Source organism: Marinomonas spartinae, from assembly GCF_016461715.1.
Taxonomy (GTDB): Bacteria; Pseudomonadota; Gammaproteobacteria; order Pseudomonadales; family Marinomonadaceae; genus Marinomonas; species Marinomonas spartinae_A.
The window spans coordinates 1-23287 of sequence record NZ_JAEMUI010000036.1; the positions used below are offsets into that span (position 1 = coordinate 1).

Here is a 23287-nt window from a genome sequence, read left to right on the forward strand (position 1 = left end):
TATCTTCTTTGATAAGAAAGCATTGCCTTTTTATTTGTAAAGGTAAAATATCATCCTAGAGTAGGGTGGTTAGCCATTTTATTATTAAACAGTTTTCTCAAAACTGGATTATGTCCCGTTCGTCTAGAGGCCTAGGACACCGCCCTTTCACGGCGGTAACAGGGGTTCGAACCCCCTACGGGACGCCATTACCTATCAAACATAAAAAGTACACAGCAAGCTGGCAGGTAAGTTAATCACCTAGCCGTGTCATTTTTTCCTCCGCTGTCATATTTTCCCGTAAATAAACCCGTTTTATCAATATCTCTAGTTTTTATTTATGACTCTTTATGTATAAAAAGACGTAAGTAAAGAGAGGCGTGGAATCTGGGATGATGTACGTTTTTAGGCTATTATAATCACCCTTTTTATTCTGAGTCGTTTTTTCATGAAGTGGTTTGTTAATTACTATCAGGATGACATGGTATCTGCCTCAGACCGTGGGTTAGCATACGGAGATGGTGTATTTGAAACCATTAAAGCATCGCCTTACGGCTTTTATCAGTTACATGATCATTTGGCTCGCCTCACTAGAGGGCTGAAACAGCTAGGGATGCCACTTTCGGAAGAAGAGATTCAGCGTTTAAAACAGTTTCTTTTCGATGATATATTAGCGGAGACGGATGATTTCTCCGTGGTAAAAATCATTGTCACGAGAGGTGAAGGTGGGCGAGGCTATTTACCGCCAACTCCCCCTAAACATACGATTCTAGTGGGCGTAGGTAGCGCACCAGATTATACCTATGAACAACGTCATGGCGTTCACCTAGGCCTTTCTCCGATAGAGGTAAGCTGCAATCGTTATTTAAGTGGATTAAAACACCTTAATCGCTTAGAAAATGTATTAGCCAAACAGCACCTCATAGCCAAGCATTTTGAAGACATTATGCTCGACTACTCAGGTAATGTGATTGAATGCATTCAAAGCAATATTTTTTGTTTTGACAATGGTGTATTAGTGACACCATCTTTGAGCAAAGCTGGTGTGCAAGGCACTTATCGAAAGCACATCATTACGTCTCAAACCCTTTATCCAGTCAATATTTGTCCGTTATCACTCATGACTTTGAAACAAGCCGATGAAATTTTTATTACCAACAGTTTGATGGGAATTGTTCCTGTTATTTCTCTTCAAGGTCGCTCTTTTCCTATCGGGGAAAATACCTTAAGACTTCAACAACTAATGCAGACTAGGGATGTTCATGACGTCGCTTAGATGGCTATTCAAAGCCTTTATTATAATCATTACCTTTTGTGCCATCGGGGCAGGATTTCTTTATCACGAAATCACTCAACCAATTACTCTTGCGCAGCCGCAGGTCTTTGAGGTCAAAAAAGGAGACACTTCGTTTGGCTTAGGGGAAAAACTCGCCCAGCGCGGCTGGATAAAATATCCTTTTTTAACCCGAGTGGTTGCGAAACTTCATCCTGAGTGGATCCCCAAAGTAGGGCAATATGAAATCACCAACGGCATGACGTTATTAAGTATGATGGCGTTATTTGATTCAGGAAAATCCATTGTCTATACCATCACACTGGTTGAAGGAAATACTCTGCAAGAGTATCTAAAAGCCATGGAAGCCAAGGGGAACATACAAATGACTCTTGAAGGCTTATCAAATGCCGAAATAGCCCAAAAGCTGGGCATAAAAAGAAGCAACCCAGAAGGCCTGTTTTTCGCTAACACCTACCAGTATCATAACGACACAACCGATCAGCGTATTTTAGAGCGTGCTCACCATCTTCTCGAGTCACGTTTAGAGGCTGAATGGGCAACAAGAGACCAGGGGCTACCTTATAAAACCCCCTATCAAGCGTTAATCATGGCATCTATGATCGAAAAAGAGACTGGTGTACCAGAGGAGCGAGGATTAATCGCTGGGGTATTTATTAACCGCCTGCACAAGCATATGCGTCTACAAACGGATCCAACGGTTATTTATGGCCTTGGCAAAGACTATAATGGCACCATTACTTACAAAGATTTGCGCTCAAAGTCACTTTATAATACCTATTTACATAAAGGCTTTCCGCCCACCCCAATAACCAATGTGGGCTTACGAGCCATTGTCGCGGCCTTGCATCCGACGAAGACAGACGACTTATACTTTGTTGCCAAAGGCGATGGCTCACATGTCTTTTCAAAGACATTGGCTGAGCACAATAAAGCGGTTGACGAATATCAAAAACAACGACGTGCAGATTATCGTTCAAGTCCGGAGCCTCAATCCGTTTCAGCACCAAAAAAAGAAGGAGAAACAGTACAGTGAGAGGCAAATTTATCTCGTTAGAGGGTGGTGAGGGAAGCGGCAAATCCACCGCGATGAAGTATATTCAAAACTGGCTAGAATCGCAGCACATTGATTATGTCATGACTCGTGAGCCAGGTGGGACACCATTGGCGGAAGATATTCGTAATCTCGTATTGAGTCCAAGAGAAGAAACCGTCGACGACATGGCGGAACTTTTAATGATGTTTGCCGCTCGATCTCAACATATTTCCCAGAAAATCGAACCCGCTTTAAAGCAGGGAAAATGGGTCATCAGTGATCGTTTTATCGATTCCACCTATGTGTATCAAGGCATCGCTAGAGGAGGCAATATCGTTGTACTAGATCACCTTACCCAATGGGTAGTTGGGAACTGTCAAACAGATGCAACCCTAGTCTTTGATGTGCCAGTAGAAATTGGTCAACAGCGTGTACAGCAAAGAAAACACTCCGATAGACTGGATAAAGAGTCTCATCTCTTTCACGAGAAAGTACGTCAAGGCTTTTTAGAGCGAGCCCATCAGAGTCCACAGCGAATGAAGTTGATTGATGCGAGCCAACCTTTGGAGAGCGTCAAGCAGCAAATTCAACAAGAGTTAGTAGCGTTGCAGTCATCCTGGAGCAAGAGCAAGAAATGACCGAACTCGCGCCGTGGTTACAAGCTTGTCACAAGCAAGTACAACGCCTAAAGCAGACCAAAAAGCTTTCACATGCCTTGCTTATTACCGGAGCCGATGGGGTTGGTCAGGAGCATTTGGCTAAAGAACTCGTCAAAGACCTAATGTGCGAAAAAGTCGATCAAGGCGTCGCTTGTGGTCAGTGCCATTCCTGTGAACTCATGGCAGGGGAGTCGCATCCTGACTACTATCTTTTGGATGGTGAAGAAGCGACCATTAAAGTGGATCAAATCCGTCAGCTCATCAATAAAATTAATCAAAAACCTCAGGTTGGTAACCATAAAGTGGTACTGATCACTCACGCTCAGGCCATGAATATCAACGCTTCCAACGCGGTATTAAAAGCTTTAGAAGAACCTGCCGATCAAACTTACTTTTTATTGACCAGTTCTCAATCTACTAGCTTGATGCCAACCATTCGTAGCCGTTGTTTACTGGTTAATGTACCAACTCCTTCCCAAATGGAGGTCGAAAGTTGGTTACAGAGCCAACCAGATGGTGAGGCCCTTAACACTTTATTTTGGCTAACAACACAACCTTTTCGTTTACTTAGCTTGGAAAAACAACAGAAGACGGGAATCTACACCAGCTTGCCAGAAAAGGTAAAAGAGCTGATGCAGGGCACAACCACCGTCGAGGCGCTACTGACAGGGGTTAGTAATACTAATATTGTTGATTATTGCAATGGATTAGCTGCCATACTGCATCAATGCCTCTGTCATTCTGCTGGTGCCACAATCCATCCCGTATTATCTGAAGTGTACCCACAAATCATGCAGAGAATGGGGATTCAAGCTTTGATGACACGCTATCAGGCTTTACAAAGGTTAAAATCCGACCTGTCAAAAACCAACCTTAATCCGGTTATGCAACTCACACACGAATTGAACCAATGGTAACCACTTTATGCTAATTGACACACATTGCCATTTAGACAAACTAGACTTAACACCATACAACGGTGATGTAAACGGCGCGATTGATGCGGCAGCAAAGGCTGGCGTTAAGCAGCTACTTAGCATCTCTGTTAATTTAGATGACATGGATGACATTATTGGCTTTACGGATCGACAAGGAGTCTATGCCAGCTGTGGCGTGCACCCTTTGCACAAAGAAGGACTGTTGACCAGCGAAGACCGTCTGATTGATCTTGCTCAACATGATAAAATCATTGCCATTGGCGAAACAGGGTTGGATTACTTTTACGAAAAAGACAGCGCACTTCATGAAAAACAAAGGACGAGCTTTGTTCATCATTTAAAAGCCGCTGGCAAACTCGGCTTACCCGTGATTATTCATACCCGTGACGCAAAAGCCGACACAATGCAGCTAATTCGTGAACATAGCAACCCAAACAGTGCAGGTGTATTGCATTGTTTTACAGAAGATTATGCTATGGCCAAGGCTGCCGTGGATGAAAACTACCTGATTTCTATTTCCGGTATCGTGACGTTCAAAACAGCTCTGGAGCTTAAAGAAACCGTTAAGAAGCTTCCTCTTGACTCGTTAATTGTTGAAACGGATTCGCCTTACCTTGCCCCGGTCCCGTATCGTGGAAAGAAGAATGAACCACAATACGTTGCAAATGTGGCTCAATACGTTGCAGATTTAAAAGGGATTCGCTACGAAGCGCTACTTGAGGCAACGGCAGCGAATTTTCATCGGGTCTTTTCAAAAGTCGACCCAGAGCAGACCATTCTATTTGCCAATGGATAGAGATTTGATTTGATCTAATCAGCTTTATTTTAAGTACCTATTTTCGTTTACTTTTCTTCTATTTTTCTACTGAAAAATTAGGTGTAAAGCAGATAAGAATGGTAGTCTCAAATCATCACATATATTTTAAAAATTCATTATTAGAAAGATAAAATGATTCTTTCTCAGGTCAACCAAGTGTTGGCCTATTTGCTACAAGGAAGCCCATTAATGTCAAATATGGTTACCTCTCTTCCGTACCATGCACTATCAGCTAAAGTACCAGCGGATCACCTGCCATTTAAAACCTTAAACGATCTCGAGCCATTAAGTGGCATCTTAGGGCAGGAGCGTGCGGTTGAAGCGATTCAATTTGGTGTTGCAATGCAGCGCCCTGGATATAATATTTTTGCCATGGGAGATTCCGGAACAGGGCGCTCTTCCTATGTAACCAGCTATTTAAAAAGCGAAGCTAAACGCCGTACACCACCAAACGAATGGGTGTACATCAATAATTTTACAGAGAGCCATCGCCCCAAAGCCCTTGAATTCGCACCTGGCCATGCCGCTGAATTTGAAAAAGAAATTCGCTCATTAATTGATGGTCTTATGGCCACGTTTCCTGCAGCGTTTGAAAATCCCTCTTATCAGCAACAGAAAGGCGCAATTGACCGTGCCTTTAACGAGCAATACGAAGCGGCGATCAATAAAGTTGAAAGAGTGGCGGTCAAAATTGGTGTAGCCATGTTTCGTGACGCATCTTCAGTCAGTTTTGCTCCCATGAAAGAAGGCAAAGCCATTGAAGAAAACGACTTTGCAGGGCTAAGTGATGAAGAGCGAGATGATTTCCAAAATGCGGTTTCTCATTTAGAAGGGCTGCTAAATGAAGAATTATTGAGCTTACCATTGTGGAAACGAGCCTCCTATGAACAGCTACGCCAACTCAATCTTAATACTGTAAAAGAAGCACTGGATCCTCTGATGGCGGGGCTCTTTGAAAAGTATCAGGACGATACCCCTGTGCAGGAATATTTACAGGCCATGCGCAGTGATTTAGACAAAACCATTATTGACCAACTGGCGGATGAAAAGGCATCGGACAACCGTGACGAGATCGGCCGTCGTCAAATGTATGAAGAAATGTATTTGCCTAATGTCGCTGTAACACATAGTCCCAATGGTGGTATGCCGGTTATATATGAACCTCATCCGACTTACCGCAATTTGTTTGGACAAGTAGAGTACAGCAGTGATCAAGGGATGTTGATCACAAGTTACCGATTGATTCGCTCAGGGAGTTTGCATGCAGCAAACGGTGGCTATTTAATTCTAGATGCCGAAAAGCTGCTTACAGATCATTATCTGTGGGAAGCCTTAAAGCGGGCCCTGAAGAGCAAAACGCTTAAAATCGAACATCCCTACGCTGATATGGGATTGATGAATACAACAACATTGTCACCGCAGGATTTGCCATTACAAGTTAAAGTCATCCTAATTGGCTCTCGGGATATTTACTACTTATTACAAGACGCTGACCCAGATTTTCAAGAAATGTTTCGTGTGTTGGTCGACTTTGATGACACCCTCAAGCGCACTAAAGAAGCAGAGCTTTCCTTTGCACGACTCATGAAAGATCGAATTGACAAAGAAGAATACGCCAATGTAACCCGTGATGGTGTGGCAGCCCTAATCGAATACAGTAGCCGATTAGCGGAACACCAGCGCGAAATGGCAGCAAAAATTGGCGATGTTTTTGAATTACTAGGCGAGGCGGACTTCGTTCGTGAAATGGCCCGGGATGAATTAATTACCGCCGATCATATTGCCAGAGCATTAAAGGCTAAAAAACACCGTACTGGTCGCGTCAGTGAAAAAATCATTGAAGAAATCATCGAAGGCACTGTATTGCTTGAGAGTGAAGGTACCGCCGTGGGTAAAATAAACGGCTTAACCGTCATGCAAATTGGCGACAGCCACTTTGGGGCGCCAGCTCGTATTTCGACGACAGTCCATCCGGGGGGTAAAGGCATCGTTGATATCGAACGTGAATCCAACTTGGGACAAAATATCCACTCCAAAGGTGTATTGATTCTCTCAGGGTATCTAGGCAATAAATACGCTCAGCGTTATCCGCTTGAAATATCCGCATCAATTGCCATGGAACAAAGCTATGGTTATGTGGACGGAGACAGTGCGTCGACCGCCGAACTGTGCTGTTTATTATCAGCCTTGATTCAAGTGCCTCTACGTCAAGACCTTGCAATCACCGGATCCCTAAACCAATACGGCGAAATACAAGCAATTGGCGGCGTCAACGAAAAAATTGAAGGCTTCTTTAACGTTTGTAACGCCCGTGGCTTAACAGGGACTCAAGGCGTTATTATTCCGAAGTCCAATGCCAATAACCTAATGTTAAGTGATGACATTATTGATGCGGTAAAAGAAGGGAAATTCCATGTATATGCGATTTCTACCGCCGATGAAGCACTACATTTACTGACAGGTATTGAGCCGGGTGTAGCAGATGAAGAGGGTAATTATCCTGAAGGCAGCATTTCAGCCAAAGTCATTGAGCGTTTGGAAGCCATCTCTAAATTAGGGGAAGAAGACGAAGAGGACGAAGACGACACTCAAAATGACTCGTCGAAAACGGACTCGACATCCTCAAAAAATGAGAAGAGTAAAAAAGAGCCTAAAAAGAGCTAGCCTCATTTCCTTAACTTTTTGTTTCTCCATTTACACATAAAAAGCCCCAGCGAGTTTTCTATCTCACTGGGGCTTTTTGTCTTTAGCTCAGTACTTGCCATTAGTACGTTTGATGAATCTAGCCACGCACTTTGTATTGACCAGTGTGAATATAGAATAGTAGAGGCCATCGGGTTTCACATAAATATAACTAGCCACTTCTTTGGTGTAGCTTGGCAGGTTCACCTTCAAAACTTCGCCTTCCTTAAATACTTTTCCACCAGTCAACTTTTCTGCCAACTTATTAGATGCTTGAATCGCATTTATATCAGAGCATTTGGGTTTCGCGATCGCAATCTGACTAATACTTGAGACAAAAAGGGTAAGCAAAAAAATACGAATGAGAATCATTTTCTACCATATGATTAAATTATTACATGAAATAAATGACTATATTCTTACATATATCGATCAAATATATGAACTAATTCATTATTTATTGGTCTGTTTTACTGCATTTATGCTATTTATAGTAATAGAGTCATTAATGATTGCTCTATCTTTAATCAATTTAAAAGGATTACTGACATGTCTAAACGTTTTCTTCTTACTTCTTTTTTAGCCGTTTTAGCTTTTACGGGTAGCTCTTTAGCTCAAGCTGGCTGTGATGGAAGTCCATTGCAAGGGTATATGCATCATATTAGAGACGAATTGCGTACGGTTGGTTCTGATATCAAATCTGGTGACACTCAAGCAGCGGCAGAAGGTGTTAATAAGATAATTACGCTATTTAAAAAATCTCGTGAAGAAACACCTTATCTGTTTATAGAAGAGAACTTACAGGGTGCCGAATTAGCCAAAAAAGAAAAGGCGTTCCAAGGAGTTATTGACGATACGATTGGCGTTTTTGAGTCGTTGGAAACGGCACTGAAAGCAAACGACATGGCTCAAGTAAAAACCCTAATGGGGAAAGTAGGCCAAGAACGCAAAATCGGGCACAGTTCTTTCAAAACGAGCTGTTAATCATCGCTTAGAATGATGACCTTTAAGGATTTGACTGCTACAATGCGCGCGAGAAAGAGAGGTTATTTATGGCTCGTACGAAAAAATCGCGCAGCATGCGTGGCAAACTTGGAAAAACTGGCTCAAAGGAGATGATGAAAGAGCAGAACAAAGCTCGCAAAGCCTCATCAACTCGCCGTTTTGTTGTTAAGAAATCCAAGGAGCGCAAAGAGCAAGCGCACAGAAAACTTGAAAGACTGGGGCTACTTCCTGAACAAGAAGCGCCGCAGCCTGCAACACGTCCACGCCGTTTTGTGTTCGTTAAGCCTCAAGAGGCAAAACAAGATGAACCAGTTAAAACCGTGAATGCATCTGGTATTAACAGTGATACTGAAGAGTTAACAGTGGATGAACTGTTATCTGCTTTCACGGAAGAAAATTAAGTTTTAAAGAAGTAAAGTTAAAAAGGCTGCTATTGCAGCCTTTTTTTATAGGTAAAATAAGCCTTACAATGAAAGCATAAAACTTGATGGAATTAGTCTATGAATTTGAAAGCATCGGTTCCGATGTCAAGCGTACGCTACCTTCTAAAAGCCGTCGATAATCAAGGAATAAATTGCGATGAACTGCTTGAATCTCTAGGTCTTTCTCGAGCTGATATTGAGCAAAACAATTACTTCCCCGCCTACCAATATGGCATGCTGTATCAAAAAATCATGTGGCTGGTTCAAGATGAATCTTTTGGTATGCTAAGTGGCGGCAAGATGCCCAATGGAGCATTTCGTATGATGTGTTTGAGCATCATTCATGCTCGCTCGCTGGCCCATGCAATGTACCGTTGTAGTGACTTTTACGACATTTGTCGTGGTCCAACAATCAAACCGATTTTGATCAAAAAAGGGCGTTTTGCCATGGTTACTTTTGCTCCAATTGAGTCAACGGAAACAGATATCACAAGTTTAGTATTAGGGGAGTCCCAAGAACAGCTTCGTATCACTCTGTCGATGTGGCATCACTTTTTCTGTTGGTTAATTGGTCGACGCCTGAACTTAAAAGCCGCCTATTTTACCTGTGAGCGCCCTAATGATTTGGAGTATTACAAGACCCTATTCCAGTCAGAAATAAAGTTCAATCAGCATGCTAATGCTCTGGTTTTTCCCTCTAGTTATTTGGATATGCCAATTGTTCAAACGGAAGATAGCTTACGAGGCTTTTTAAAAACCGCACCTTATCAGTTGCTTGTCATGGTAGACAACGATAATAGTCTAAAATCACAAGTGACGGCGATACTCGGCAAAGATTTTTCACGGGAGATGCCCAGTGCAGAAGAGGTGGCTCGCGGTCTAAACATGAGCGTCTCAACCTTACGCCGCCGACTTAATGAAGAACAGACCTCGTACCAGCATATTAAAGATGAGTGTCGTAAAGAAGCGGCCATTACCTATATGAATGCGACTCAGCTAAGTATCAATGATGTCGCAGCATTAATGGGTTTCGATGAGCCAAGCGCGTTTTTTCGTTCTTTTAAAAAATGGACAGGGATGACACCTGGGGAATACCGAAAAAGTGAGGAATTTACAAAAATGGCTAAGAGTCTGCATTACTGATATTTAAAGAGATTAAGTCAGTAATGAACGTATTTGTCAGAGATATAGCACTGAAATGTTATTGAGATATAGAGTATCTTTGACGATGCTATAGTGTGAAATTCGTGCTCACATAAAAACGGAGAATAAAAATGAGCGATTACAAATACCCCTATAAAGATATTTTATTCAGTTTGCACAATGTCGCTCGCCTTGAGCGTTTAACCCCTCATTTAGCTGAGCCACTTGATCAAGAACTTATCGAAGCCATTCTTAGTGAAGCGGGTAAACTATCCGAGCAAGTAATAGCCCCCTTGAATTGGAGCGGAGATCAAGAAGGCTCACGAGTAGAAAACGGTGAAGTGTTCGAACCAAAAGGCTACAAAGAAATGTACCAAGCCTACTGTGATGGCGGCTGGGGAGCATTATCGAATGATGTGAAATATGGTGGGCAAGGTTTACCCTCAACCATTGCCACAGCGGTAAATGAAGGTATCCAAGCCGCTAATCTTGCTTTTTCACTTTGTCCTTTGTTAGCACATGGTGCCATTGAAGCCATCCAATCTCACGCCAGTGATGAACTGAAAGATACTTATATTCCCAAAATGGTCACTGGGCAGTGGGCAGGTACGATGAATTTGACAGAGCCTTCTGCAGGTTCTGATCTCGCTGCCATTTCTTGTAAAGCTTTCCCCAATAGTGCCGACTTAGCTGCAGAGACATATCTCATTAAAGGGCAAAAAATATTTATCACTTGGGGCGATCATCAAATGTCTGAAAACATCATTCATTTGGTTCTTGCTCGTCTACCTGATGCCCCTGCCGGAGTGAAAGGCATTTCCTTGTTCATTGTGCCCAAGTTTTTACTTGATGCAGAGGGAAACCCTGCAGAACGCAATGATATTAGCGTTGTTTCTGTTGAACATAAATTAGGTATTCATGCCTCCCCAACATGTGTGATGAGCTACGGCGATAAAACTGGCGCTATTGGTTATTTAGTCGGTAAGCCAAATGACGGTTTAAAAGCCATGTTCACCATGATGAATAACGCACGACAAGATGTAGGCTTACAAGGGTTAGCTATCTCTGAACGTGCATACCAACAAGCATTGCAATATGCAAAAGAGCGCAAACAAGGCATGAAGGCTGACCGATCAGGCAGAGCAGCCATTATTGAGCATCCAGATGTGCTTCGCATGTTGATGACCATGAGATCCCAAATCGATGCCATGCGTTCATTGATCTATGTTGCTGCGGTAGAAAATGATTTGTCACACATTAGCAAGGGTGAAGAGCAACAAGCTGCCATTGCTCGAACGGCATTACTAACCCCCATTGTTAAAGGATGGATTACTGAACAAGCTCAAGAAGTGACGTCTCTGGCCATTCAAATTCATGGCGGTATGGGCTTCATTGAAGAGACTGGCGTTGCTCAGCATGCTCGTGATGCTCGTATACTTCCTATTTATGAAGGAACCAACGGCATTCAAGCCATCGACTTAATTGGCCGTAAATTATTAGGGGATAATGGTCATGCCATGGCGGCATTGTTTTCTGAAATGGAAAACGAACTAGATGGATACCTAGACTCAGAAAAACATGATAATGCGGCAAAGATAAAAGACTCCGTTGAGGTGGCTAAACAAGCCACAGAGAAATGCTTATCCGCCATGAAAGATAACCCTGTGCTAGGAACTGGGTTAGCTTATTCTTACATGATGATGATGGGGTATGTAATAGGTGGATGGTTACAGGTTCGAGCCCAGCAAGTGAGCACAACTGACGAATCACTCGGCGATCAACAAGTGAATTCTTGGCAACAATCTGCTGACTTTTATTGTGATCATATTTTGCCCAGAGCGGGTTATTACGCAAAAACCATTGAGCATGGACAAAAGTCTGTACAAATCTTAAATGAAGACAGTTTTATTCGATAATGAAAAAAACAGGCAGTGAATCAATAAGTTTGCATCGTAGCAGAAGGTAAGTTTTGCTATTCTAGCGACATTATTAAAGCATGACTGCCTGTTTTAGGAGGCTGTATGACAGACAGAGAAATGATGGAATTTGATGTGGTAATCGTTGGAGGTGGTCCAGCAGGTTTAACGACCGCCTGTCGATTAATGCAACAAGCTCAGGAAAAAAACCAAGAGATAAGCGTTTGTCTTGTGGAAAAAGGATCTGAAATTGGCGCTCATATTCTATCTGGTGCGGTAGTGGATCCCAAAGCACTCACGGAGCTTTTTCCTAATTGGAAAGAAATGGGAGCGCCTTTATTAAGCGAAGTTAATCAGGATGAATTGTATTGGCTCGGTTCAGAAACTGACAGTAGAAAATTCAGCTCTTGGATGATACCTAAAACTCTTCACAACCAAGGCAATTATGTTATTAGCTTAGGCAACCTTTGCCGTTGGTTAGCGGAACAAGCAGAATCTCTTGGCGTCGAAATCTTCCCAGGGTTTTCTGCTGCGGCGCTATCTTATGATGAAGAAGGCAACGTCGAAGGCGTCATTACAGGTGATATGGGCGTCGCGGCCGATGGTTCCCAAAAATCTGGCTACATGCCTGGCATGATTTTAAAAGCCAAATATACGATTTTCTCGGAAGGCTGCCGTGGCCATCTTGGTAAAGAACTAATTGAACGCTATCAGCTTGATAAGGGGAAAGCGCCTCAGCACTATGCCTTGGGTATAAAAGAGCTTTGGGATGTGCCAGCAGAGCAAAGCTCCCCAGGGTTAGTCGTACATACAGCGGGCTGGCCATTAGGTAAAGAAGCGGGCGGTGGCGGTTTCTTATACCATCTTGAGAATAATCAAGTGTCCGTTGGTTTAATTGTCGATTTGAATTATAAGAACCCTTTTTTAAGTCCATACGAAGAGTTTCAAAGATATAAGCATCATCCACTGATTGCTAAGCATCTAAAGGGAGCCAAACGTGTTGCTTATGGTGCTAGAGCCATTGTGAAGGGAGGATGGGCCTCTTTACCAAGCATGAGCTTCCCTGGTGGCTTATTAATCGGTTGTGATGCTGGGACATTGAATCCAGCGAAAATAAAGGGAACTCATACCGCCATGAAAAGCGGCATGATTGCCGCTGAGCTATTGTTCAAAGCACTGCAATCAGAACAGCCAGAAAAAGAGTTAAGCCAATATAATGATGAAGTTAAAGCGTCGTGGCTGGGTAAAGAACTAGAGCAAGCGCGCAACTTCGTTCCTGCTATGCATAAATTTGGGACCTTCTTAGGTGGTGCCTACAACTGGTTGGATCAAAGTATTTTTTCCGGAAGCTTACCCTTTACCTTCAAGGATATGACACCGGATTACGCTTGTACGGAATTAGCCAGCAAACACCAGCCCATTTCGTACCCTAAGCCCGATGGCAAATTAAGCTTCGATAAATTGTCTTCCGTGTTTCTCTCCAACACAAATCATGAAGAAAATCAGCTTTGTCATTTGCAACTGAAAGATGCCGATGTGCCGATTAAAGAGAACCTACCGAAATACAGTGAGCCCGCTCAGCGATATTGTCCTGCTGGGGTTTACGAAGTGGTTCAACAAGGTGAGGAATCGATTTTTCAGATTAATGCTCAGAACTGCATACATTGCAAAACCTGTGATATTAAAGATCCATCACAGAATATTCGTTGGGTCACACCAGAAGGTTCTGGTGGACCAAATTATCCAAATATGTGATGCATTTATTAAAAAAACATCACAAAATGATGAAACTGCATACAGATCACTATTTGTGATCTGTATGTTCATAATCGTTGCTGGATTTCATCATTAACCTGATTAATAATAGAAGCTCATTCAGAGGAACTTTCTATTATGCGAATATGGGTCGACGCAGACGCCTGCCCCAATGTCATTAAAACCATTCTTTTTAGAGCCGCAGAAAGAGTCAATATTCCCTGTATTTTAGTGGCTAATCAAGCCATCTCCATTCCACCATCAAAATGGATTGAACGAAGGGTAGTCAGTTCAGGTTTTGATGTGGCTGATAATTATATTGTTGAACAAGTTGAAAACCTGGACCTTGTTGTGACCGCTGATATTCCACTTGCTTCGGAAGTTATTGCTAAAGGGGCGTTGGCCATTAATCCTCGTGGTGAGTTATACAGTAAAGAGAACATTAAACAACGCCTAGCGATGCGTGATTTTATGGAACAAATGCGTTCTTCTGGTATTCAATCCGATGGTCCTTCAACATTTAGTCAGCAAGATCGTATGGCATTTGCCAATACACTGGACAAATTATTAACTCAAAGAATCAAGACCGAATAAAAGCACTGCTCAGATTCTAGGTTATCGGAAAAGCACAATAGAATAGTCGAGCTAATATAGGTCGCTTGCTGAGTATTGTGTTGAGTCATCAGGAAAGCATTTTATGAATGTTTTCCTGATTATTCATTTATAGGGGGATCGAAATGAAAGAAATTGTTGTTGTCGGCGGTGGCGCCGGTGGCCTAGAGCTTGTTACTCAGCTTGGCCATGCATACGGCAAAAAGAAAGACTTCAATATTACACTAATTGACCGCAGCCAAATCCATATCTGGAAGCCTCTGCTGCATGAAGTCGCAACAGGGTCCATTGATATTAATAGCGACGGTGTTAATTATCGAGCTCATGCCGCCAAACATCATTATCAATTCAAGTTGGGAACGGTTTCTCATGTCGACCCTAAAGAACAAAGTATAACGCTTGACGCCATCAGTGATGATAAAGGACATGTGATTTTGCCTGAACGTACTATTGGCTATGACATTTTAGTGATGGCTGTTGGTAGTATCAGTAATGACTTTGGCACACCAGGAGTAAAAGAGCATTGTTACTTCCTTGACTCGCACAAGCAAGCGGAGCGATTCCAACAAGCCCTTCTTACACACTTTTTGCGCCTAAACCAAGGTGATAAAGAGGACAAACTGAAGTTGGCCATTGTAGGTGGGGGCGCAACAGGTGTTGAATTGTCTGCTGAACTCTTCCATGTCGCAGACCTTCTTAAAGCCTATGGTATGCGTGATATGTCGGGGAAACGTCTTAATGTCCAATTAATAGAAGCAGGGGAACGTATTCTCCCTGCGTTACCCGATCGTATTACCGTGAAAGCCCATTCAGCCTTAACTCGTCTGGGCGTCACCATTAGTCAAGGGACAAGGGTTGTTCGTGCTGAAAAACATGGTTTTGAAACAGCTGATGGCACACTCATTGAGGCAGACCTAATGATTTGGGCGGCTGGCGTAAAAGCTCCCGAGTTTGTCAAAGACATCGAAGGCTTTGAAACTACACGCAATAACCAAATATTAGTAAAAGGCAATTTGCAAACCGCGAACTTTGAAAACGTCTACGTGATTGGCGATTGCTGTGCGTGCAAGCAAGCAAATGGCTCCTTTGTACCTCCACGGGCTCAGTCAGCCCACCAAATGGCCTCGATTGTCTTTGCCAACATCAAAGCCTCATTCAAAGACCAGCCGCTAAAAGAGTATGTTTATAAAGACTATGGCTCTTTAGTCAACCTAAGCCGTTATAGCACCGTTGGCAGCTTGATGGGGAACTTGATGGGGGGCTCCATGTTTGTTGAAGGTCGTATTGCCCGTTTTGTCTACGTGTCTTTATATCGTTTACATTTGATTGCTATTCACGGCTGGTTTAAAGCAACCATTATTATGGCGGCTCAGAAAATAGGCAAAGTGGTAAAACCCAAACTTAAGCTTCATTAAACTGACGCGCTCCATTCGAAAAGAAAAAGCCTCTCTGCTGTGAGCCTCAAAAAAACCGATGCCATTACATCGGTTTTTTCTTTTTTAGCCCCCCCTTACCCCTTGCTAGCCGGTTATCTGTGAACCTTTCACTAATGTGCAATTCATAAGCAAATGGTGTTTTTGACCAAATAGCATTTGACCTATGTGTTACCCATAGGTTTTATAGTATAAGCCATATTAAGAAGCAAACAACTCCGCTACCTGTTTCAAGTGAGGTAAAAATGCGAGTGAGTGAACTGGCGAAAAAAGCCAATGTAACGAGCGAAACAGTACGACACTATACCCGTGAAGGTCTAATCGTGGCCAAGCGAGACCCTAAGAATGGTTACCAACTCTATGATGAGACTGCTTTACAGCGTATCCAGTTTATACAACAGGCAAGAACGCTAGGATTCAGCCTTAAACAAATAGACGATATTTTTCAGCATGCCGACAGTGGGGATTCACCATGCCCTATGGTGCGAGAGCTCTTATTGCAAAAAGTGCCCGAAACAAAAGCAAAAATAGCAGAGCTACAAGCGCATTTAAACACCATGGAAGCCGCATTAGCGGTATGGGATCAAATGCCCAACGGCACCCCTGATGGACACTCTATTTGCTGCCTCATCGAGGATTGGAACCATGAAGATGATTACACAACAACAGACACAAAGGAGCCATAGGATGAACTCAAATACATCTATTAATAACATGGCATTAAACGTAATCGGAATGTCCTGCCAAGGCTGCGTCAGTAAAGTGAGAAAGCAAATTCAACTGGAAGATGAAAATGCCGAAGTGACCGGAACACCAGAAGAAGATCGTCTCGATGTCCAAACCGTTTTAACTCAAAAACAAGTGGAAGCATGCGTTCAAGAGGCAGGCTATCAACCATTAGGTCAATATAAAAACAGTGAGCTTGCTCACTATGATTTATCCGTTGAAGGAATGTCTTGCCAAGGCTGCGTCAGCAAGGTGAGAAAGCAAGTTCAATTGGAAGATGAAAACGCGGAAGTGGTCGGAACGCCAGAAGAAGATCGTCTCGATGTCCAAACCGTTTTAACTCAAAAACAAGTGGAAGCATGTGTTCAAGAGGCAGGCTATCAACCATTAGGTCAATACAAAAAAAGTGAGCGCACTCATTACGATTTATCCGTAGAAGGAATGTCTTGTCAGGGTTGCGTCAGTAAAATTAGAAAACGCATTGAGCAAGAAGAGGGCAGTGCCGAAGTAGAAGGTAATCCCGCCCAAAATCACCTAATGGTGACCACGACAAAAAGCAAAAAAGACATTCAGCAATGGATTGAAGAAGTCGGCTTCACCAATCTTGGAGACTATCAAGCCGAAGAGCAGCAAAGTTCTCACGGCCGCGAGACTAAGCAAAATAGTGATCCCCAAGGAGCAAACCGACAAAAACAAGAAGATTCAGCACATCAAAAACAATTTTCCCTAACGGGGATTACTTGTGCTGCCTGCGTGAATACCATCCAAAAAACATTGGATAATCTAGACGGTGTTACCAAAGCAGAAGTGAATTTTGCCAGTCGTACAGCACAGGTGTCTGCGTCCATATCTGCAGACACCATCATTGAAGCCATTTCCGCTGTGGGATATGGCGCAAGTGTTATTAACGATCCAGATCAAGCCGCTGAGGAAAGAGAGAAACAAGAGCAGCAAGAATATAAGAGCAAACGTAATGCTTCCATTATTAGTTTAGCGCTTGGTATCCCATTGATGCTTTATGGCTGGCTTGGCGGCAATATGACAGTAACAACCACATCGCAACAGTTAAGTTGGTTTTTGGTGAGCACGCTCACATTACTAGTTATGATTATTGCTGGGCGTCATTATTACCGTAGTGCGTTTAAAGCCTTTTTACATCGTCAATCCAATATGGATACCTTAATCACATTAGGAACCGTCAGTGCCTGGTTATACTCCTTCTTAGTGGTTATCGTACCTGATATTTTCCCTGTCACTTCACGACACTTGTATTTTGAGTCAAGTGTTATGATTTTAGGGTTAATTAACTTAGGGCAAGCCTTTGAAGTAAAAGCGCGAGGTAAGACCAGTGCGGCTCTTCGTCATCTACTGGATCTTCGTCCTAAAATGGCTAATGTGATTCGCAACAAAGAAGAACAAAGCCTTCCCGTTAGTGACATAGTGGTGGGGGACATCATTCGGGTTCGTTCTGGTGACACTATGCCAGTTGATGGCGTTGTAACCAGTGGCTCATCCAGTGTCGATGAATCCATGCTCACAGGTGAGCCAATCCCCATCGAAAAACAGACAGGGGATACAATCTCAGCGGGTACACTGAATGGCAATGGGACTTTTAGCTACCAAGCAACCGAAGTGGGCGCGCAAACCATGTTGGCAAAAATTATCGATATGGTGAGTCATGCCCAAAACTCTAAGCCTCCCATTAGCCAACTGGCCGATAAAGTGTCCGCTATTTTCGTTCCTAGTGTGATGATTATCTCGGTATTCGCGGCATTAGTTTGGTTTAATTTCGGACCCGACCCTGTCATTATTCATATGCTTATTGCGGCCATTAGCGTACTTATCATTGCCTGTCCTTGCGCCTTGGGACTAGCGACACCCATCTCTACCATGATTGGCGTTGGTAAAGCGGCACAGTTTGGCGGGCTCATCCGTAATGGTGATGCTCTGCAAACAGCCAGCCAATTAACCACTATCGTGCTAGATAAAACGGGCACCATTACTGAAGGCAAGCCTGCGGTCGTTAAGGCTGAATATTTTAACAGCACAACTGAAACAGAAGCGGCTCAATTGATTGCCTCACTGGAGAAGGGGGCAAATCACCCCTTGGCGAATGCCTTGCTGGAGTATGCTGACTCAATCACAGAAGCGACTTTGCTAGAAACATCAGACTTTCAGTCACTCAGTGGATTGGGGCTGCAAGGCATAGTCAATCATGAGCGCTACTACCTTGGTAATCAGCGTCTAATGGAGAAGCAAGGTGTAGTGATTGAACAGACAACAAATAATGAGCGCACTCATCAATACAATGCTGCAACAAAAGTATATTTATCTCGTGACAATCAATTATTGGCTATTTTTTATCTGCAAGACCCCATCAAATCCTCATCGAAAAAAGCCATTAGCATGCTGCATGATATGGGGCTGAAAGTTGTCATGCTAACGGGGGATAACCAAAACAGCGCTGAATTTGTTGCCACCGAGTTGGGAATTGATGAGTATCATAGTGAATTGATGCCAGAAGATAAATTAGACAGGGTTCGCCTTTTACAAAATCAAGGGGACATTGTTGGCATGATTGGCGATGGTATCAATGACGCCCCGGCATTGACGCAAGCTAATGTGGGTTTTGCAATGGGAGCGGGAACGGATGTCGCTATGCAAAGTGCGGACATCACTCTTATTCGCAGTGATTTAATCAATGTGGCCGACGTTATCCAAGTCAGTAAAGCGACGTTAACCAATATTAAGCAAAACCTATGGGGGGCGTTTGCTTACAACAGCTTAGGCATTCCTTTAGCGGCTGGGGTGTTGTTTCCATTGACCGGCTGGTTACTGAATCCATTGGTTGCTGGTGCGGCCATGTCATTATCTTCCATCACTGTTGTGTTAAATGCGAATCGACTTCGTCAGTTCAAAATAGCAGACCACTCAAAAGGAGAGAAATCATGACTTATTTGGTAAATGCCATCGGGATGATGTTGATTGTATTTATTATATGGTGGTTCTGGATAACACCGAACAAAAAGAAAAAATGACGCAGGTGGGTGGAACATGAAAACGTTTGATCAGGCGAGCATTGTTAAAGCCACTATTTGCACTCACTCCATGAAAATGGAACAAGCAAAGTCATTCTTTCAAACATGGCAAGAGGCGGACGGTATTCAGTTTTTACGTATTTTAGTGAAAAAACAAAAAATTCAGATCCATTATGATGTAAAATGGGTGGATCTAAACACGCTTTTAGAAGCCATGCGAGCCTCACAAATTATGCTTAATAATGGCTGGATAAACCGTTGGAGATTGAATACCTTACGCCAAGTCGAACAGAATGTAAGGGATAATATTCGTCATGTTCCTCATTGTTGTGGTAAACCACCCAAATAGTGTGATGGCTTAAGTCTAAAGAACGGTATTTGATCTTATCGTAAAGGAAATCAAACTTCGGTTTGGTTTCCTTTTTTATTTAATTGTATGCAGATAGGGAGCTTCTATGCGAGCTTATCAATGGGGCATATTTGCCTTAGCGTTAGGTGCTTTTGGCATCGGTACAACTGAGTTTATGCCCATGGGGCTTCTGCCCGTCATCGCTGATGGTGTGAATGTCTCTATTCCTAGCGCCGGACTATTGATTAGTGCTTATGCGGTCGGTGTCATGTTTGGTGCACCAATCGTGACTTTATATTTAAGTCGATTTGGCCGTAAAAAATCCCTAATCGCCCTAATGGGATTATTTATTATCGGCAACGCATTTTCTGCTTTAGCACCGAATTACGATGTATTATTGATCTCTCGAATTGTGACAAGTCTTTCCCACGGCGCCTTTTTTGGTATTGGCGCCATGGTAGCAATGGACCTAGCGCCCATGAACAAAAAAGGCTCGGCTGTCGCTTCTATGTTTCTAGGCTTAACCATCGCAAATATTATTGGTGTTCCTTTCACCACTTGGCTAGGCCAAACACTTGATTGGCGAGCCGCTTTTGCGGTGACCGCTTTACTGGGTATTCTAGCCATTTCTGGGATGCTGCGCTTCTTACCAGAAATGCCAGCGTTAGAAAGGCCGAATGTAAAAAAAGAATTAACGGCCATTGTGCAACCCGCCGTACTGCGAGCCTTTGCTTGTACCGTATTATGTGCAGGGTCCATGTTCACACTATATACATACATTTCACCTATCTTGCGAACCCTCTCAAACGCATCTGATAATGCCATTGCTTCTATTCTGATGCTGGCAGGAATTGGCTTTACCTTAGGAAATTTTATCAGCGGTAAATTGGCCGATAAGTCGACGGACTTTGCTTTATTTTGCGTATTAGCGGCTCAGATTATTTTCTTGGTGGCTTTTAGCTTTGTCGTCCAATCTACTTTTTCTGCTGCAATTATGGTTTTTTTATGGGGGGTTGCCATTTTTGGTATTGGGCCACCGTTACAAATGAAGGTTATGAAAGTCGCAGAGGACGCGCCAGGCTTAGCATCTTCCATTAATATTGGTGCCTTCAATTTAGGTAATGCTTTAGGGGCTGCGTTAGGCGGACTGGTTATTACCGTTGGTCTTGGTTATGAATGGATTCCTACCGCAGCGGGTATATTATCTTGCAGTGGATTGTTGTTGGTATTCATTAATCGTAAGCTCTCACCAACCAATTAGTAGAGAAAAGTGATAAAAAAGCCGCCAAAATCTTGCTTTTTGGCGGCTTTTTAGTATTTAAGGATTGTGTCCATAGGCATTGAAGACTAAATTTATACAGTTATCCTTATTATGTGGTTGGAAAGGCATTGTGTTAATAGAAAGAGATTACCAATCATTAGCAGAACAGTTACCTAGAGCAATGGTAATTTATGGTCTAGATGGGCGTGTATTTTTTTATAACTCTCTTTTTTTTCAAGAATGGCTAGCACCGTCAATTATCGCAGGCAGCTCTTACACATTAAACCGTCCCCAGATAGAAAACCTATACCATAAAACTCTGCAGCCGATTATAACTGATCAGCTCATATCAAAAACACAATCGTCATTCCAGAAAGACTATTTACGCCTCCATGATCAGTCTATTTTACGCCTTAATGAATTTTCCATGGAGCTTAGCGATGGTGACCATGTATTGGTTGAGTTATGGGAAGATGTTTCTAAAGAATATGCCTTACTGAACGAGGTTAGAGAAGAACATAACCTGCTTTTATCACTGATCAACTCCATCCCCGACCAGGTTTACCTTAAGGACCTTGAATCCAAATTCATTCTAATCAACCCAAGCTTAGCCAAGCGTTATGGCGTTAAAGATGCCAGCAAAGTAATAGGCAAATCAGACGCAGACTTTTACTCCAGTGAGCACGCGAATATCACAAGACAAGAAGAAATAAACATTATCAGAACGCAAAAGGGCGTCTACAACAAACTTCATCACGAAACGTGGCATGATGGTCACGATACATGGAACCTATCAACTAAACTTCCGTTAAAAAATTCAAAGGATGAAGTTATTGGAGTCATTGGCATTTCTCACGACGTTACTGAATACAAATTGAATCAAGACAAATATTGGCAACAGGCTAACTTTGATAAATTGACAGGTCTATCAAATCGTCAACATCTGACCAGTGAGTTCGAGCGTATTGCGATTGAATGTCGCCAAAATAACGAAAATTTTGCCTTCTTTTTGCTGGATTTGGATGGCTTTAAACAAGTCAATGACAGTTATGGCCATGGTTATGGGGACTTACTGCTTGCCCAAGTATCTGAACGTTTAAAAAATACGCTTCGTCAGCGAGATTTAATCTGTCGTTTAGGGGGCGATGAATTTGTCGTGATATCGGCGCCTATTAAAGATCAGCCTGTTGCCGAAAAAATCGCGGAAAAAATTATCCAAAGTTTTGAAAGGCCCTTTGTCATTAACCATCGAATTTCTCATGTCACCACCAGTATTGGTATTGTTTTTACTTCGGCAAAGCGCGTCAACTTACAAGACATACAGCAAAAAGCAGATCATGCGATGTATAAAGCGAAAAAAGCAGGTAAAAACAGATATCGCTTCTATAGTCTAGAAATCGCCGTGGACAACAAACGTCATGATTTTTTATGCCAAGAATTAAAATTAGCACTGGAAAGGGACGAATTTTCTTTAGAAATAACCTTATTAGAAGACTTAAAAACAGGCATTAAAACAAAAGAGCAGGGGGTTTATAGCTGGCAGCATCCTCAACTTGGGCGAATTTCTGCTCAAGAGTTATTAAGTATTGCAGAATCGACCGGTAATATTATTTGCTTGGAAGTTAAGCTGATTCGTAAAGCGATTGATGCGATAGAAAAAGAAATAGAATCATTCTCATCTTTGCTGGAGAGCAAGCCCAGGCGAATAAGCATGCCCATTTCGCAGGTAAGCCTATCCCAACCGGATCTGCTAGCATCCGTATTACTGCCTCTCGTTGAAAAGCACCCAATAGCAATGCAGCAATTATTATTTGAGGTCCCAGCTGAAACCGTTTGTTCAAGTTTATCAAATAGTCCAGCTAGGCAATCGTTCAAGTTACTCGACAGTTATGGGCCATCATTGGTAATGAGCCATGTCACAGGACAAAACTTATCTATACAGCCATTACTTGAATGCCAAATATCACGCATCACTTTAGCTGAGTCATTGGTACAAAATGCTTATGATAGCGACGTTACTAAACAAAGCATCAAGGCTTTATGCGCCATGGCTCATGCACTAGACATCCAAGTCGTCGCAACAGGCATCGAAACAAACACAGATTACGACTGTCTAAAATCACTTGGCTGTGATTATGGACAGGGCAACTACATTGATCGTCAAAGTGACAGCGATATTTATTTATAACACTAATGAAATTAGAGCGCGCCTTAAGAAATCA

General features: G+C 42.7%; 19 protein-coding genes and 1 tRNA gene. 19 read left to right on the top strand and 1 reads right to left on the bottom strand.

Translation table 11 applies throughout. The features are described from left to right. Nucleotides 1-112: 112 nt before the first annotated feature. From JHD45_RS21395 to JHD45_RS21425, 7 genes are all read left to right on the top strand, one after another. Nucleotides 113-188, top strand: a tRNA-Glu gene (locus JHD45_RS21395). Between the two features lie 239 nt (nt 189-427). Next, the gene (gene pabC, locus JHD45_RS21400; protein ID WP_199478628.1) at nt 428-1255 is read left to right on the top strand and encodes an aminodeoxychorismate lyase; all 828 of its coding nucleotides are present in this window, start codon (nt 428-430) and stop codon (nt 1253-1255) included. Then, entirely contained in the window at nt 1242-2309 is a 1068-nt protein-coding gene (mltG, locus tag JHD45_RS21405) for an endolytic transglycosylase MltG (RefSeq protein WP_199478629.1), read from the top strand. The genes pabC and mltG overlap by 14 nt, the downstream gene beginning before the upstream one ends. Continuing rightward, nucleotides 2306-2947, top strand: a complete 642-nt coding sequence (gene tmk, locus JHD45_RS21410; protein ID WP_199478630.1) for a dTMP kinase — start codon at nt 2306-2308, stop codon at nt 2945-2947. The genes mltG and tmk overlap by 4 nt, the downstream gene beginning before the upstream one ends. Next, entirely contained in the window at nt 2944-3885 is a 942-nt protein-coding gene (gene holB, locus JHD45_RS21415; protein WP_199478631.1) for a DNA polymerase III subunit delta', read from the top strand. The genes tmk and holB overlap by 4 nt, the downstream gene beginning before the upstream one ends. A 7-nt stretch (nt 3886-3892) precedes the next feature. Next, the gene (locus JHD45_RS21420) at nt 3893-4702 is read left to right on the top strand and encodes a TatD family hydrolase (RefSeq protein ID WP_199478632.1); all 810 of its coding nucleotides are present in this window, start codon (nt 3893-3895) and stop codon (nt 4700-4702) included. Between the two features lie 210 nt (nt 4703-4912). Then, complete coding sequence (locus tag JHD45_RS21425) at nt 4913-7387, top strand: Lon protease family protein (RefSeq protein ID WP_199478633.1); 2475 nt, start codon at nt 4913-4915, stop codon at nt 7385-7387. A gap of 87 nt (nt 7388-7474) precedes the next feature. On the opposite strand, the gene JHD45_RS21430 is transcribed toward JHD45_RS21425, so the two are convergent. Then, nucleotides 7475-7777 (bottom strand): hypothetical protein, encoded by a 303-nt coding sequence (locus tag JHD45_RS21430; protein WP_199478634.1) that lies wholly within the window; start codon nt 7775-7777, stop codon nt 7475-7477. 177 nt (nt 7778-7954) lie between these two features. On the opposite strand from JHD45_RS21430, the gene JHD45_RS21435 reads away from it, so the two are divergent. From JHD45_RS21435 to JHD45_RS21490, 12 genes are all read left to right on the top strand, one after another. Beyond that, nucleotides 7955-8389, top strand: a complete 435-nt coding sequence (locus JHD45_RS21435) for a cytochrome b562 (RefSeq protein WP_199478635.1) — start codon at nt 7955-7957, stop codon at nt 8387-8389. 68 nt (nt 8390-8457) lie between these two features. Then, a complete protein-coding gene (locus tag JHD45_RS21440) occupies nt 8458-8811 on the top strand; it encodes a hypothetical protein (RefSeq protein ID WP_199478636.1) in 354 nt (117 codons plus the stop codon). A 99-nt stretch (nt 8812-8910) separates the two neighbouring features. After that, nucleotides 8911-9975: an AraC family transcriptional regulator gene (locus JHD45_RS21445; RefSeq protein ID WP_199478637.1), complete on the top strand. Its 1065-nt coding sequence runs from the start codon at nt 8911-8913 to the stop codon at nt 9973-9975. Nucleotides 9976-10106: 131 nt separating this feature from the next. Continuing rightward, on the top strand, nt 10107-11891 hold the full coding sequence (locus JHD45_RS21450; protein ID WP_199478638.1) for an acyl-CoA dehydrogenase: 1785 nt from the start codon (nt 10107-10109) through the stop codon (nt 11889-11891). A gap of 105 nt (nt 11892-11996) precedes the next feature. Next, nucleotides 11997-13646: an electron transfer flavoprotein-ubiquinone oxidoreductase gene (locus JHD45_RS21455; RefSeq protein WP_199478639.1), complete on the top strand. Its 1650-nt coding sequence runs from the start codon at nt 11997-11999 to the stop codon at nt 13644-13646. Nucleotides 13647-13784: 138 nt separating this feature from the next. Next, complete coding sequence (locus JHD45_RS21460; protein ID WP_199478640.1) at nt 13785-14240, top strand: YaiI/YqxD family protein; 456 nt, start codon at nt 13785-13787, stop codon at nt 14238-14240. A gap of 143 nt (nt 14241-14383) precedes the next feature. Continuing rightward, complete coding sequence (locus JHD45_RS21465; protein ID WP_199478641.1) at nt 14384-15673, top strand: NAD(P)/FAD-dependent oxidoreductase; 1290 nt, start codon at nt 14384-14386, stop codon at nt 15671-15673. 263 nt (nt 15674-15936) lie between these two features. After that, nucleotides 15937-16377, top strand: coding sequence for a MerR family transcriptional regulator (locus tag JHD45_RS21470; RefSeq protein ID WP_199478642.1), 441 nt, complete (start codon nt 15937-15939; stop codon nt 16375-16377). A gap of 1 nt (nt 16378) precedes the next feature. Beyond that, nucleotides 16379-19369, top strand: a complete 2991-nt coding sequence (locus JHD45_RS21475) for a heavy metal translocating P-type ATPase (RefSeq protein ID WP_233407986.1) — start codon at nt 16379-16381, stop codon at nt 19367-19369. 102 nt (nt 19370-19471) lie between these two features. Continuing rightward, nucleotides 19472-19804 carry a hypothetical protein gene (locus JHD45_RS21480; protein WP_199478643.1) on the top strand — a complete coding sequence of 111 codons (333 nt, stop codon included), beginning with the start codon at nt 19472-19474 and terminating at the stop codon, nt 19802-19804. 106 nt (nt 19805-19910) lie between these two features. Beyond that, nucleotides 19911-21065 (top strand): MFS transporter, encoded by a 1155-nt coding sequence (locus JHD45_RS21485; RefSeq protein WP_199478644.1) that lies wholly within the window; start codon nt 19911-19913, stop codon nt 21063-21065. Nucleotides 21066-21195: 130 nt separating this feature from the next. Beyond that, nucleotides 21196-23253 (top strand): diguanylate cyclase domain-containing protein, encoded by a 2058-nt coding sequence (locus JHD45_RS21490; protein ID WP_199478645.1) that lies wholly within the window; start codon nt 21196-21198, stop codon nt 23251-23253. The last annotated feature ends 34 nt before the right edge of the window (nt 23254-23287 follow it).

Excerpts from the sequence above, each read along its gene's own strand:
- pabC (WP_199478628.1), top strand. The coding sequence starts at position 428 with ATGAAGTGGTTTGTTAATTACTATCAGGATGACATGGTATCTGCCTCA.
- mltG (WP_199478629.1), top strand. The coding sequence starts at position 1,242 with ATGACGTCGCTTAGATGGCTATTCAAAGCCTTTATTATAATCATTACC.
- holB (WP_199478631.1), top strand. The coding sequence starts at position 2,944 with ATGACCGAACTCGCGCCGTGGTTACAAGCTTGTCACAAGCAAGTACAA.
- JHD45_RS21420 (WP_199478632.1), top strand. The coding sequence starts at position 3,893 with ATGCTAATTGACACACATTGCCATTTAGACAAACTAGACTTAACACCA.
- JHD45_RS21425 (WP_199478633.1), top strand. The coding sequence starts at position 4,913 with ATGTCAAATATGGTTACCTCTCTTCCGTACCATGCACTATCAGCTAAA.
- JHD45_RS21430 (WP_199478634.1), bottom strand. The coding sequence starts at position 7,777 with ATGATTCTCATTCGTATTTTTTTGCTTACCCTTTTTGTCTCAAGTATT.
- JHD45_RS21435 (WP_199478635.1), top strand. The coding sequence starts at position 7,955 with ATGTCTAAACGTTTTCTTCTTACTTCTTTTTTAGCCGTTTTAGCTTTT.
- JHD45_RS21440 (WP_199478636.1), top strand. The coding sequence starts at position 8,458 with ATGGCTCGTACGAAAAAATCGCGCAGCATGCGTGGCAAACTTGGAAAA.
- JHD45_RS21445 (WP_199478637.1), top strand. The coding sequence starts at position 8,911 with ATGAATTTGAAAGCATCGGTTCCGATGTCAAGCGTACGCTACCTTCTA.
- JHD45_RS21450 (WP_199478638.1), top strand. The coding sequence starts at position 10,107 with ATGAGCGATTACAAATACCCCTATAAAGATATTTTATTCAGTTTGCAC.
- JHD45_RS21455 (WP_199478639.1), top strand. The coding sequence starts at position 11,997 with ATGACAGACAGAGAAATGATGGAATTTGATGTGGTAATCGTTGGAGGT.
- JHD45_RS21460 (WP_199478640.1), top strand. The coding sequence starts at position 13,785 with ATGCGAATATGGGTCGACGCAGACGCCTGCCCCAATGTCATTAAAACC.
- JHD45_RS21465 (WP_199478641.1), top strand. The coding sequence starts at position 14,384 with ATGAAAGAAATTGTTGTTGTCGGCGGTGGCGCCGGTGGCCTAGAGCTT.
- JHD45_RS21470 (WP_199478642.1), top strand. The coding sequence starts at position 15,937 with ATGCGAGTGAGTGAACTGGCGAAAAAAGCCAATGTAACGAGCGAAACA.
- JHD45_RS21475 (WP_233407986.1), top strand. The coding sequence starts at position 16,379 with ATGAACTCAAATACATCTATTAATAACATGGCATTAAACGTAATCGGA.
- JHD45_RS21480 (WP_199478643.1), top strand. The coding sequence starts at position 19,472 with ATGAAAACGTTTGATCAGGCGAGCATTGTTAAAGCCACTATTTGCACT.
- JHD45_RS21485 (WP_199478644.1), top strand. The coding sequence starts at position 19,911 with ATGCGAGCTTATCAATGGGGCATATTTGCCTTAGCGTTAGGTGCTTTT.